This is a genomic window from Peribacillus sp. TH16 (assembly GCF_016651095.1).
In the GTDB taxonomy this organism is placed as follows: Bacteria; Bacillota; Bacilli; order Bacillales; family DSM-1321; genus Peribacillus; species Peribacillus butanolivorans.
Map to the genome: position 1 here is coordinate 1 of NZ_JAEKEM010000002.1, position 14,064 is coordinate 14,064.

9 protein-coding genes and 2 pseudogenes are annotated in these 14,064 nt (G+C 33.4%); 3 read left to right on the forward strand and 8 right to left on the reverse strand.

The annotated features are described in order from the left end of the window. Positions 1-229 precede the first annotated feature (229 nt). Together JFV29_RS00010 and JFV29_RS00015 are read left to right on the forward strand one after the other, a co-directional pair. Positions 230-755, forward strand: a pseudogene (locus JFV29_RS00010) (GNAT family N-acetyltransferase). Positions 756-971: 216 nt separating this feature from the next. Beyond that, positions 972-1,124 (forward strand): YfhD family protein, encoded by a 153-nt coding sequence (locus JFV29_RS00015; RefSeq protein WP_201180482.1) that lies wholly within the window; start codon positions 972-974, stop codon positions 1,122-1,124. Positions 1,125-3,792: 2,668 nt separating this feature from the next. On the opposite strand, the gene JFV29_RS00020 is transcribed toward JFV29_RS00015, so the two are convergent. From JFV29_RS00020 to JFV29_RS00055, 8 genes and pseudogenes are all read right to left on the reverse strand, one after another. Beyond that, positions 3,793-4,623: a methyltransferase domain-containing protein gene (locus JFV29_RS00020; protein WP_201180483.1), complete on the reverse strand. Its 831-nt coding sequence runs from the start codon at positions 4,621-4,623 to the stop codon at positions 3,793-3,795. A 416-nt stretch (positions 4,624-5,039) separates the two neighbouring features. Then, complete coding sequence (locus tag JFV29_RS00025; protein WP_201180484.1) at positions 5,040-5,861, reverse strand: alpha/beta fold hydrolase; 822 nt, start codon at positions 5,859-5,861, stop codon at positions 5,040-5,042. 759 nt (positions 5,862-6,620) lie between these two features. Next, a complete protein-coding gene (locus JFV29_RS00030) occupies positions 6,621-7,076 on the reverse strand; it encodes a hypothetical protein (protein WP_201180485.1) in 456 nt (151 codons plus the stop codon). A gap of 42 nt (positions 7,077-7,118) precedes the next feature. Then, complete coding sequence (locus tag JFV29_RS00035; protein WP_201180486.1) at positions 7,119-7,610, reverse strand: (2Fe-2S)-binding protein; 492 nt, start codon at positions 7,608-7,610, stop codon at positions 7,119-7,121. After that, positions 7,603-8,444: pseudogene (locus JFV29_RS00040) on the reverse strand (FAD binding domain-containing protein). Before JFV29_RS00040 ends, JFV29_RS00035 begins: the two are co-directional and overlap by 8 nt. After that, complete coding sequence (locus JFV29_RS00045; protein WP_201180487.1) at positions 8,444-10,765, reverse strand: xanthine dehydrogenase family protein molybdopterin-binding subunit; 2,322 nt, start codon at positions 10,763-10,765, stop codon at positions 8,444-8,446. Before JFV29_RS00045 ends, JFV29_RS00040 begins: the two are co-directional and overlap by 1 nt. Before the next feature lie 873 nt (positions 10,766-11,638). Further along, positions 11,639-12,085 carry a HEAT repeat domain-containing protein gene (locus JFV29_RS00050; protein ID WP_201180489.1) on the reverse strand — a complete coding sequence of 149 codons (447 nt, stop codon included), beginning with the start codon at positions 12,083-12,085 and terminating at the stop codon, positions 11,639-11,641. Between the two features lie 550 nt (positions 12,086-12,635). Then, positions 12,636-13,007 (reverse strand): FAD-binding oxidoreductase, encoded by a 372-nt coding sequence (locus JFV29_RS00055; RefSeq protein ID WP_201180491.1) that lies wholly within the window; start codon positions 13,005-13,007, stop codon positions 12,636-12,638. 350 nt (positions 13,008-13,357) lie between these two features. On the opposite strand from JFV29_RS00055, the gene JFV29_RS00060 reads away from it, so the two are divergent. Beyond that, on the forward strand, positions 13,358-13,999 hold the full coding sequence (locus JFV29_RS00060; protein ID WP_201180493.1) for a hypothetical protein: 642 nt from the start codon (positions 13,358-13,360) through the stop codon (positions 13,997-13,999). The last annotated feature ends 65 nt before the right edge of the window (positions 14,000-14,064 follow it).

Consider the following 14,064-nt stretch of genomic DNA (forward strand, 5'->3'; position numbering starts at 1 on the left):
TATATAAAATGATTTCTTTATTTGTCGTTAATATGTGTTATTTAAAAGTAATTATTCTCTACATAGATTACTCAACTAAAACAGGTCATTGATGCTTTACTTCAAGGGAAGTTCTGCTGTTGCAACCTCTTTCTTAAGGAATGAAAGGATCAGGTTAGTTGACGAAAAAAATATGATAAAATACGGGTTTATATAAAAATATAAGCTATATGAGTTAGGAGATTTAAGAATGAGCATTACAATTAGGCAGGAACTATCTGAGGATTATAAAATTACTGAAAAAGTTGTAAGAAGTGCATTTGCTAATATGGAGTTTAGTGATAAAAAAAACATGAATTGGTGTCTCGTATTAGAAAATCCGACGCATTTATTCCAAATTTATCTTTAGTGGCCGTGAATAAAGAAATTGTTGGCCATATTCTTTTATCTAAATTAAAAATTAATAATGACAATCAATTTGCTGAATCCCTTGCCCTTGCTCCTGTTTCAGTCTTGCCAGAGTATCAAAATGAAGGTATAGGAAGACTCTTAATTCTTGAAGCATTAAAAAAAGCAAAAGAAATTGAATACAATTCTGTTGTTGTACAGGGCACCCAGAATATTATCCAAAATTCGGGTTTAAAAAAACATCTTTATGGGGAATAAAAGCACCTTTCGAAGTACCAGAAGAGGCATTTATGGCATTGGAGTTGCAAGAAAATGCTCTTTATAATATTTCAGGAGTTGTTGAATATCCAAGTGCATTTTTTGAATAAGGGAATACCTAAAAAAGGGTTAAATAAAAGAGCGCGATTCTTAAATAAGAAGCGCTTTTTTTTATGAACTAACTCGTACGTTAGTAGTATAAAAAGGAGCTGGTCAAAAAAACTGTTATTAAGATAAAATATTTGTTCATGAGCTAATCTAAAGATATATAATCGTGATTCCTAGCCATACTAATAAAGATTAAAATTTAGTTAGGAGGCAGTATTATGGGAAGTTCAAACAATCAAAAATCATCTAGCAGAAAAAAATCATTACCTCAAACTCCCAAAAACTTAAAAATAGAACCGGAACGTGTTAATGAAGAGTTTTCTCGTGAGCTAGGTGAAAGTCCGAAAATAAGAGCTACAAGACCTAAATGAAACTAAGATACGGATTGATTACATGCCTTTATTAAATTTTAGTAAAACAGATACAAAAGGGGCCACAATAAGTGGTCTCTTTTGTATGTTTAAAAATCAACATTATTAAGGTTTACAAAGCTATATGTTGAAAAGATCATATTGTGTTCATATTCAGTAACTTATTTTACCTTAAAGCTATTAATTATCGCGCAATATGCGAAAGTACTCTCCGATTGCTGAATCTTTGTATCTCGTATCCTTTTCTCGAAATGCTTAGTTGTTTAGTGATTTTTTAGTACATTACAGAATACTACTTGAAATGACTTAGTAGCTATTTGAGCATTATTGTGTTTAATATAGCGGAAAAGAGACTCAAACTTAATGTTACGTTTAACATTATTAGTCATAATATCTTTATTATGATGTAATTAAGTTAGATCATATGAAAGCGGATCTACTTTGTTTTTCTCCATCATTATTTCCTAGTGTGCTTAATAAGAATGGTTAATTAATTCAGCATTAATCTACCTAAGAGCGGATTTAATATTTGATCAAAATGTTTGATATTTATTAACTTATTTCTGAAAGTTATTTATGCTAACCGTTCCTCTAACAGCATTTTCAAACACAACTTTGTTTAAGTAGCATTAGCAATAAACAGTTAACTAATAATAAAACATATTAACGGTATTATGAGAATTATGTGGGTAGAGAGAGAAGACTATCTTATTATTTCTTATTGGTAAGCGGAACTTATGATATTTCAGGTTGTTAATTAAACAACTGCATAATTTTTGATGGATTTATTCAATTCAATAAGGAATTTCCGTTTTTTAAAAATTATTTTAATATAACTTTTTCGAAGTGTTAACCCGAAATATTTCTCATTTTGCTTATATTTATATATATCAGAATAATAAATTTGTCATTTTAATTCTTAAAGTTGAAGGATACCAAGTACAGAGCAAAATATTTGCTGAATTTGTAAGAGTTTTTATGTAAACAAATCGTGAGGAAACATTCTGATAATTAATGCTGGATTTAATTTGGGAGAAATCCGAAATAAACTACGAATGAAATATTAGATCCTGGTTAAAATAAAGATTGAAAATCATTTATGTACGTAGCTAGAAGAAATTAGCAGATAATTATAGAATTAAGTAAAAGTAAATTACATAAGATTTGAACTTTCTGTGAAATTAGTAAGAACCGCAATAATGAGAAATAAAAAACACATTATAATGCTGAGATTCTAAATCAATCAAATTTTTAACGAAATTATGATATATGATAATTATTTGATTTTTTCTAACTAAATGTAATTTCTAAAATTAATAAATAAAACAATAATAAAAATCTGAGTTTTCGTCTCACTTTGTTAAGTATTCTTAAGATATGAGACAAAATTAACAATTAAAATACAACTTCCTATAATATATATTATGTAAACTAGAATAAAAATTAGTTATGATATAGTTAAACCTTTGAACCTCCTTTATTATCTGGACTTTGGAACCTCTACCTCTTAAGATCCTTAGAATTATGAATACTTTTCATGTGAATTATAATTAGAAGTTATTGAACGAATAATTTATTATCGTATATGCACCTTTGACTATAGTGGTTTGTTTGTAGTTACAGCAAGCAATAGTTGAATCCATTCTGTACATTCAATTTGAAAATAAGCAATTTGAATATGTTTATAGCGTTTTTGAATGGGCTTACAGACTATCACGAAAACAAAACTTGAGCGCGTTTCATACAGCATCAAATTAGATCAAGTTCAAAAACAAAAAAAATTAACCTTGACTCGGAAATTATGAATGGGATTGAAAATGGATCATAAAACTACCGGTATATGTCTCTGTAGGATTTAATTTAAAATAGTGTTTTTCCGCTTCTTAAAACAAAATACATCGCGATTAGCCAAACCGAATGAAGTGATTTTTAAATACTTGCGACAACAGGAATCGGACGTTCAGAAATCATGTTTCTTACGTAGGAACACATCTACTAAATTAAACGATATGAATTTATGGAAAAAAGACTTTGCTGCCGTTTCATCCGCTTCTCCCCCCCAAGGGTTCGTTTCAAATCCACGATAAGGAAGTCTTTTATAAAGATGGAAAGTAATTGGGGATACGTGGCTATAAAGTGAAAAAGCACGGTTGCTTACTGCGCGTTTTTCCCTGTCTCATTTTACAGCATACGCTTACGCCCCCTTTTGTGTGTGAGGAAAACCATTTTAACATCGATTTACGGACTCTTCAGGAGCTTTTAGACCATGAAAGTATTACATCAACACAAGTATTTACGCATATCGCGTTTTTACAAATGAAGAAAACCATCAATTCTTCGTTTGATATTTTGTAATCCCTTTTACTTAAAAAAATAACTACCTCAATTGGGTAGTTATTTTTAAATCTGTTTGATACTCCATTTGAGGATTTGTAGGTCGTTGATAGATTCCCCCATGAGTTAGTACCGGATAGGTTGAATATAAAAGGATTTGTCCTATATGTGGTTGCGTCGGTACATAATATTAGCTGGTTGAACAATGGCTAAGGCAGTCCATTGAAACAACATGGGCGGCATTACACCTGCTAAATAAAGGTATTTCAGACGAAGCTCCTTCCTTCTATATATACCTCACCACATACTATTAAAGGTTACCAGACTAATATTTTCAAATTCCCTTTGGACTCCAATACATTAAGGCTGCATGAAATGGATATTCATACTCATATTTCCCCTCTTTTTCTACCACATATTTATCAAGAATAGTTTTCACCTCATGGTCAGAATAATGCTGATCCAGAATTTTTGTAGTATTATCGCGAATCATTTCCTCATAAGAAGAATAGATTTTTTTGCTTTTCAATTTCACGATCTTACAGTCGGCTAGTATTCCAAGTTGATACAATACATTTAAAATGTGTATGTAATCTCGTTTTCTCAAATTGATTGTATATCCTCGTTGTTTCAATTCCATATAATGAGGTTTTTCTGGTCCTGTTGTCATACCTACGATAACTAAACGTGTTGCTGACTCATTCATTTTTAATAAGGTATGACCGATTTCTTTCATACGGTAGTAGCAATTAAAACCAAATACTACGTCATATTTCTCTCTTTTTGTCTCACTTTCCCACTTATTATGAATCAATTCCATGTTTTCGAAACCTTTTTCATTTGCCTGAGATGCCAAAAAACTGATAATGCTTTTTGAACTATCTATACAAGTTAACTTCCTGACTTCTTCAGCAATAGCGAAGGTATAATTGCCCCACCCAGGACCGATTTCTAAAACATGATCATCTTGATTTAATAATGTTAGTAGCTCTTGTTGCACAAGTTTTGCATAAGGGTCCTCTTTATGTTGTTTTTTCCCTTCAACCCTCGAAGACCAAAAAGCTTCTTCTGCTGCATCATCATTTAGCCTTTTCGGTATATTTCCAGTATGATCTACCATGGCTTGTCTCCAAAGTTCAATATAATCAAAATTATCTGTCTTCATCTTTTCTCTCCTCAAATTATATAATTTATGTATAATACTTTCTTAAACTATTCTACCCCATAGTTGCAAAAGAAAAAGAGCTGCAAATCAGCTCCTGATAATGAACAAAGCCCTTTTCAATAATGATCTCTCAACAGATTAGCATTCGTCATTCTTAACTTCGTTCAATGCTTTGTGTATTGACTCACTGTTACTTTTAAGGATTTCTATCACCCTATTTTATAGGTAATTATTCTAATAATACAATAAGATTATTCAAACAGAATGAAGTAATGTTTACATTACTTGCGAAAAAGGGAATGAGGCGTTCAGAAATCGTGTCTTTTACGGGAGAACAAGTCGATCTAAAGAATCAAACGATAAGAGTGTAAGGGAAATGCTGCCGCTTCTCCCACTCTATAAAAATTATTAAAGGTTTACACGTTTTTAAAATGCTGTTGGATATAAAAATTCACTTTATCAGGTACTTCAATTTGGATGAAATGCCCGGCATTTTGAATGATGTGAACCTGTGCATGTGGTAAACCTTCTTTCTGGAGCTTGTAGGCAAATTCAAAAGGGATATAAGGATCCTTCTCCCCCCAAATTATGGTGACAGGTATTTTGATCTGGTTTAGTTTTTGATTGTACGATTTAACCTTTTCTATATTTCCTGACCGGTATAGATCTAAGATGACTTTACCTGATTCGGGAGTTCTAAAGACACGATAGAAGTCTTCCAGAGTTTCGTCAACTATGTTCGGAATCGAATTCTTCATGTCAGTTTGAAATTGGGAATCATCTGACATGCGCTTCATTATTTTTTCTCCGACATTTGGTGTTCTCCAAATCTGAGCAAGTGAGTGCCACTTGTAATCTCCTGATATGGTTGTATTTGAAACAAAGAGACTTAGTATTCTCTCTGGATGATCACATGCCCATTTAAGTCCAATAAGTCCGCCCCAGTCATGTACAATCAGATGGAATTTATCTAGTTTTAGTTCCCTCGTAAAATCCGAGACAAACTGTTCATATCTCTCCCATGTTGAGGATTCATCAAACCGTTCACTTTCGCCGAATCCAGGGAGATCCGGTGCAATGGTTCTAAATCCACAAGACACAAGGCAAGGAATCATTTCCCTCCACAAAAGGCTGGACTCAGGTACCCCGTGCAATAAAAGAACAGGGGGGTCATTAACATTGCCCTTCTCAATATAAGATATCTTCTTTCCATTTATTATCATATTTTTCTTTTCCACTTTAATCTACCTCCTAAAATAAGTATGGTGAAACCTTATTAGCATAAAATCAGGTCATAGTTACTGGATTGTAGAAAGGAAATTTCTTTGGAAACAGACTATTGATAAAATACTGAATTGACTATTCAGAGAGACTCATTGAAATTTCTACCTATCTCCCTCTCTCATTTCTATGTTTAACTGCGATTTAATGCTTGTGTTTTTTTATACAAAGCTTATTTAAAAATGCATTCTCAGGGATTTTTTTATGATAAGTCTTTATTAATTCATGCATCTCCAATATATATTAGGTTTATGTTGATTTCGAAATGTTTCCACATCAAGAATACTTGCAATGCAAAATTTTTTATTTACATAGAACTTATAAAACAAAACAAAAAAGGTAAAGCATAAAAATCAGGCCTCACCTCTGAAATGATTAAAACCTATGTTTCTCTCAAGATATCAAAGCTAATTCATTTATCTTGTTGTTCCGCTCATTCATATACTGATCTAATCTTTACGGGTGTTTCATCAATTTATTTAATACCTTAAAGATAATTCATTTACCTCCCTCACCTTTTGTATCAAGGATTCTCTATATTAGCATTTTTAGCAGATGACACTTATCTAGGATTAAGGTATTACCTTTATTAATGAATTTAGTCATCTGTGGACTTTTGCTGAGTGAAGAAAAATATGAAAATGATAATGGGAAGGGCTATTAGAAATGCATTGTTTCTAGAACTTTTTACTGTAGGAATATCTGTTAATGACATTTTACTCATTCCCTCTTATATTAGTTAATAATTCTGGTGGTACGATATAATGCTTAGTTATGATTGTATTAAATAAGTTATAATCTTCAATTGGCAGTGCCGGAACAACTTCAGGATAACCAAAAATAGGACCTGAAACATTAATTGTAAACTCACCAGACGAAACAAAAAAGCCAGTCACATGTATTACATCATTGATTAATAATATAGCTATAATGATGTCCAGTATATCGATAAAAAGGTTTCCTTCTTGCGAGTGGTCCTTCCCTTCTAAACGATGTCCTCCAAAAAGAGGACCACCTAATGAGAGACTAAATCTGCCTGGCCTTACAAATATGCCAATGATTGTGATTTGCCCGGTTAATAATAGGATTGCTGAAGTAATTTCGATACTACGTTGAAAGGAGTGAATTACTTTTTTATTTGTATCAAATTCACAGGTCTCATTCAATATCATCACTCCCTATGTAGGCATTTTATTCAGATATACTGACAAACGTCACTTAATTGATTGATTTTTTATATTGTTTATTACTGAACGTATTGATTCTTCAATTTCTTTATATCCGGTGCAACGACAAATATTCGAAGAAAGCCATGATTTAATCTTTTCAGGACTAGGATTGTTGTCATTAAGGAGTAATGCCTGACAAATCAATATAAATCCTGATGTACAATACCCGCATTGAAAACCAAAATGCTCTACAAATGCTCTTTGAATCGGTGTATCCTTGAGACCTTCTATTGTAAGAATTTCTGTATCAATTGCCTCAATAGCTAACATTAAACAGGATTTTATTGGCTGATTATTCACTATCACAGTACAAGCCCCGCAGTCCCCATTTAAACACCCAGGTTTAGCTCCAGTAAGTCCGATTTTATCTCGGAGTACATCAAGCAATATATCTGAAGCCAGTATATCTATCTCGTACCACTCTTTATTTATTTCTAAATTAATTGTGATTCTTTGATTTGTGGGGTACCTATTCAAGTTCTTCACCACCTAAATATGACAAAATATTAGATAGGGTATTTTCTAAAACAAATAATCTATATCCATCTGATCCTTCAATATCGTTTAATATAGGACTTGGTAAATACTCAAAAGAAGCTAAAACTCGCTCCTTATAAGATAATTTCTTGTCATTTAGTATTTTTTCCATTGGAATTGAACGAAATGGATATGAGCATACCCCACTGAATGCAAATCTAATAATCCCGTCTTTTTTTAAAGCAGCAACTGTTAAAAGTGGGTATCCCGTGTCCCATTGCTTACGTTTCTTTACACTTAGGTATGGTGCTTTTAGATATTCTTTTTCTGTACCAATTTGAACTAGAAATTCCCCTTCGTCCAGGCGTAACTCTTTATTAAAAATCTCATTAATTAAAATTTTTTTACTCCGCTTGGTCCTGCAATAATAACAGTACTATCTGATAATAAAAATGGCAGTACAGCCTCCCTATAAAAAATTTGTCCACATATATTTCCACCTATAGTAATTGAATTTCTTGATGAATAATCCGCAACCTCTTTTGAAGTATTCGTTAATAAAGGGAACACCTTGTTTTCTTCAAATACACTTAAACTCAATGTTGAACCAATGATTAGTTCATTGTTTTGAAAGCCGAATACCTTACATTCAGGAATACCCTTCAAATCAATAATCGCATCGGTATATATATAATTCAGACGTCCTAATGTTAAAATTTCTGTTCCTCCACCATAGTACAAAGGTTTTTTATCTTGTGATTTTAATGTTTGGTATTGTTCTATCGCTTCTTTTATGGATTTTGGTTTATAGTATTCGAAATTGTAAGATAACATCACAGTCTACTCCCTTTCTTCCCTCTCCAAATAAGTTCAGGGATTAACGGCAACTGGTTTAATGGTATTCCAGCAGCAAGAGATAAACAGTTACCGAGAGCGGCTGGCATGCCAAGAAGACCATGTTCTCCAAGGCCCCTAGCGCCATATGGAGCATCTAATTGTGGTGTATTTACAAATTCACAAATATATTCAGGATTTTCTCCATATCTTAACGGTCTATATGTTCTAAATTGAGGATTCAACACCCTACCAAAGTTATCAAAGTAGAACGTTTCACGTCCGCCAAAAGCTAAGCCCATGCTCATTGCACCCATTATTTGTCCTTCTGCAGTTTTTTGATTCAGTACCCTTCCTGCATCAATGACAGATATTGCCTTGACTATCTTGTAAGTATATTCATTTATGTCATACTCTACTTCAACCCCTTGTGCACCAACTGTCCATTCAGGTCCTGGCTTGCCTGCACCTGTTTCGGGGTCTAAATTTGTTATGTGTGGAATGGTATATTGTCCTCTACCGATTATTTGTCCTCCTATTGCACTTCCATCAGGATATTTATATCCATAAACTAACTGATTGAATGGTATTCCAATTTCAGGATCGCCCCTTAGATATACCCTTTCTTGACCGAGGTCGATGTCTTCAACTGGGGCTCTTAACACAATGGAAGCAAGTTGCTTTATTTGTAATAGAGCATCTTCGGCAGCTTGAATCGCTGCCCTCCCTGCCATTAATGTCGCACGACTTGCTACAGTTTTCCAATGTTCTGGAGTACTCTGTGTATTTACCTCCATCTGAACTTTTACATGATCAATATCCATCTTCAATTTTTCAGATACAATCTGTGCTAAAACCGTTTTCGTTCCTGTACCGATTTCTATTACTCCTGATATGACGTTTACACTTCCATCAGGATTAAAGGTTAAAATGACACCTGAGCCAGCGTTGGTATCAATCGTAGAAGTTTTCCATACACAAGCTATCCCTTTCGCCCTTATTGTATTTTCGTTTATTTTAACTAGCTGGCCCTCTTCCCAATTCATTTTTTTCTTAAGCTCACTTATACATTTAGGGAGATTACCTACCGTGCTAGAATTCAATTGAACCTGGGTTGGAGTGGAATTACCAGGGAGTATCGCATTCATTTCACGAAGTTCAAGTGGATCTATTCCAAGCTTTTTGGAAAGGGAATCCATAGTCCGCTCAAATGCAAACAAAACTTCTGAATGCGCAAAGCCACGATAAGGTGAGGCATATGGATGGTTCGTATACATACAAAGAGAATCGCACCAAATATTTTCTATATGGTAAGGACCAGTGCAATCAACTGCTCCAGCACGACTCAGGTCTGTAGCCTTGTCAGCATATGCTCCTCCGTCCCAAAGATAAGTCATTTCCGCAATTTGAAGCAAACCAGATTTTGTACATCCTAATTTCACTGTCGCATCTAATCCTATATGACATGGTGATGTCAAAATATCCTCTTCACGACTATTTTCAACTTTTACTAGCCTTCCATTAACAGCCTTTGATGCAATATAGGCTAATAGTTCAAGTTGTACCGAGGCTTTACCACCAAAAGCACCTCCAACTAGAGGCGTGTTTACAATAACATTTCCAATTTCAACACCAAAATAATCACTTATTAAACGCTTGATCATGAATGGTGCTTGAGAAGAAGAACTTATCACAACTTTATTATCTGCCCGAATTTCTGCCAAGGAACATCTTGTTTCCATAGCAACATGATCTGAAGGGGAAAAAGAAAACTTTTCCTCGACAATAATATCGCTCTCTTGCCAACCTTTTTTCATATCACCTTTTCGGATTTTGGTTCGATTTGCTATATTTGTACCTGGCTCAGGAAATACCTCGGATATTTTTTTATAGGTATCTAAATCTGGGTGGAGTAAAGGATATTTAGGATTTATGGCATCCATTGGTGAATTGATAACAGGTAAAGGTTCATAAATAACTTGAATACTGTCTGCTGCAAATTTTGCTTGTTTGGGTGTATCAGCAACAACAAGTGCGACAACTTCTCCATGATAGCGGACTTTATCTTGAGCTATGGGGTACCTATCCCTGATCTCTTCTCCTGTTAGCGGTAAATTCCCGCCAGTTATGATTGCACGAACTCCAGCAACTTTTTCAGCCTTGGTTATGTCAATATTTTTAATATTGGCATGTCCATACGGACTAATTACCTTTTTAACATGAAGGATTTTTGTTTCTTTATGGTCACCGGTGTAAATCGCTTGTCCTGTCACCTTATCCCATGCATCTTTACGAATTACACCTTTTCCGATAATATCCATATAGAATCCCCTCGTTATCATTATTATTCTTGGTTAATTGTTATCAAATATCAATTTCCCAAAATAAGTAATCTAATATATCATCAATGTAAGCAAACAGATTTCCCTCTAAAAAAACACAAGTATTCCTGCGCTATCTATAACTTCAGAATATGTTTTGCCTCTTGGTTTCCTTGTATATTGTTAATTTCAGAAAAAGATATTTTTGTCTCTAAGTATTGGAGGTTGTAACAGTCTTGAAAACTAGAAGCAACTAAGGAGTAGATAGGTTCTTTTTGAATACTTCGATGATGGTAGCCACCATTAAAGCGAATACTAAAAAGGGTTTTTCGTGTTATGTAATTAACATCTATATCTTTGGACATTAAATTACTTCTAGGAGAAAAGTTTTCTATCAATTTCTGATCAACATACTCAAGCTCAAGCATAATATATACCGTTCATTAACGTATGAATTCAAATATATGTATTACTAACTTTATGTTGAGTTATAAAGAAAATGTGTTTTTAGGGGGAATTAATAAATAATTCATTATATATACAATGAAATGTACAAAGTGTTTGGAGTGCATTTTGGAGCTAAGGTTTCCCATTAGAAGAACCTTTTGCTTTATGGCTTCATCTATATTGGTTTTCTCAGCTTATGCTTTGTAAGACAACACCTAATATGGAATATGATTAATTATTAACGAATTCAATATTGAGTGAATCAGAAGAACATTACTTTTGTGAATTTTAATGTAATGATATTTAAACATAAGAAAAAGGAGCAAAACAATGCTCCTTTTTCTTATGTTATTAAACTAAAACGCTAATAGTTGAACGAGTAACTTACTTTATATTCTTTAAAATAAAAATTGTGTCATTTAATATTTACTTTTTAGATAAGGCTGTCCATGTGTTTTCAAGCCAATTATCAAAGTCCGCTCCCTTTTCACCTTCGTAAATATCATAAATGTCCATTCTCATTTTCTTTAACTTCTCTTTGAATTCTTTAAACGTATGATCTTCAGGTAAGCTCTTCTTAATTCTTAACAGGATTTTTCGTAATCCCTTAATCAATTCTCCTTTTTTCCTTGAAGGTAATTGAACATCTTCACCGAATGCTTTAAGTTTACGGTAAGCGGCCTCTTGAATCTTATACACAGCATCGCTATTCATTATATGTGTAAGTACATCGATAACTTGTTTATTATTGAACTGACCTAACTCTTCAATCGCATCTAAACGTTCTCTCCAATTCGATGTACGATTGGCAGATTTTTTTAATTCCTCATAATTTGCAGGTAACTCAATTTTTTTTGCTTCTTTATTATTCAAACGAATCATTTCTCCTTCTGTCTTTATGTAAGTATCTAAGGTTTTATAAAAAATTAAACCCGATACTACAAATATCCTTTTTACTAAGAAATTTATTCTTACATTTCTTATTATACCCTTTTCCATATGTTAATATAGTAAAATTTCAAGGCCTTATGATTAGTAATATCAATTAAAGGTTTTAATCAATCGAACTAAAAGGGGTCATCGAGGCGGCTCACCCTAACTTTCGATAAAATGAAGTTAAAAAATGGAATAGAAACATCCGCTTCTGTACAATAAAAATTAAACTGTTTATATAAGTTCTCCTTAGATTTCTTACCAGCACATTTCGAGCAACTGATAATGCCATCTACCGAGTCAGACAGCTATAGTATGTATTGAAATCAATCATATAATTTCGTAACATATGCTTTAAGAATTGAGCATGAAATAGATTATTATGGATTAACAAAAAGCACCAGCAATTTCTCCTTATTTAAAGGAATTGCTGGTGCTTCTTATGCTTACTTGTTCTATTGACTAATTACCGCATTTTTCTTTCCATTCATTAATGTAATCCGCAAGCCTCAGCGAGTATTTCAACAAGATGCATACTTTTGATTCGCTTTGCCGCTCCCTCTCTTTGAATGCCAATGCTCATTTGCATCTGACAGCCAGGATTAACAGTGATGGCTGTGGCCACATTGGAACTACTAGGGTCAGGTGGATAGAACAATCCCACTTCTTCAGCTTTTATATGTATATTTGCCAATTTTACTAATTTACTAATTTCATTTGCATTCTTTGGTTGAATAACTATTTCAGGTAAATACTCTCCAAAAGAAGCATCATAGCTATAACAATACCTTTCTGATAAATCATTAAATATTCTGTCACTGGGGATAATCTGACTTATTTCAGCAAGTACTTCTTTCTCCATGCTTCTCACTGCCTTCTCTATAATAATCTAGAGATAAATGAATAGAAAAAATCATCATACCCACTTTATAGTTTTCGAATAAAAATATGGCTGATCGAAAAGATTGTACACATATGAATCGAGTTTCACGACAGAAAAGATCATCGATAAGTGATATCACTTCTTCAGTCAAACACTTTATAATTTTCCTAATAAGAGACATACTTTATTGAACACCTATCCAACGTTTTTTATTAAATGAGGTTTTTATCGAAGTGATTTTGTAACCTCTGTCATTCGTATTCAAGAATATGATAGCGTTGCAGTGTCCTGCTAGATATAATGAAATTAAAGGAAAAGGAGGGTTTCTATTGAAAATTGCATTGATTCATGCAACAACAACCGCACTAAATCCGATTGAAAAAGCGTTTCAGACAGTTGAACCAGACCTTGAGCTTCTTCATTTCATGGACACGAACCTGCTTGCTTTAATGGAAAAAAGCGGCACGCTAACTCCAGAAATCATTCGCCGCTTTTCTTTATTAGTGAACTTAGCCTATGACGCTGGTGTTTCCTGTATTCAACTTACCTGCTCTGCATTTAACGATATTACATCAATTTTACAACCTCTTTATCCTGTGAAGTTATTTCGGTCAGATGAGGCGATGCTTGATGAAGCACTTCAATATAATAGTATCGGTCTAATATCTACAGTAAAAGAAACACCAATCGCCCTTCAAAACTATCTAAGAGATAAAAACCCAGACTGTATTGTGGAATCCATAGTTGATCCTGGGATTATTCACTTATTATCGCAAGGAAAAAGAACAGAACATGACGAGCGGGTAAAAATGATGGTTGAACAAATAGATGGGAGAACAGAAGTGATTGTGCTTTCCCAATATAGTATGGAACATGTAGCAAAGCTGGTTAACCCTTCTGTCCCCATCCTAACGGCTCCTTTATCAGCAGCAAAACGGTGTTTAGCTTATTTGAATGGACAAATTGTGTAAAAACCCGCAGGGAAAATGTCTGAAAAATTAATTAATTCAAGCTAGTGAATAATAAACTTATTGTC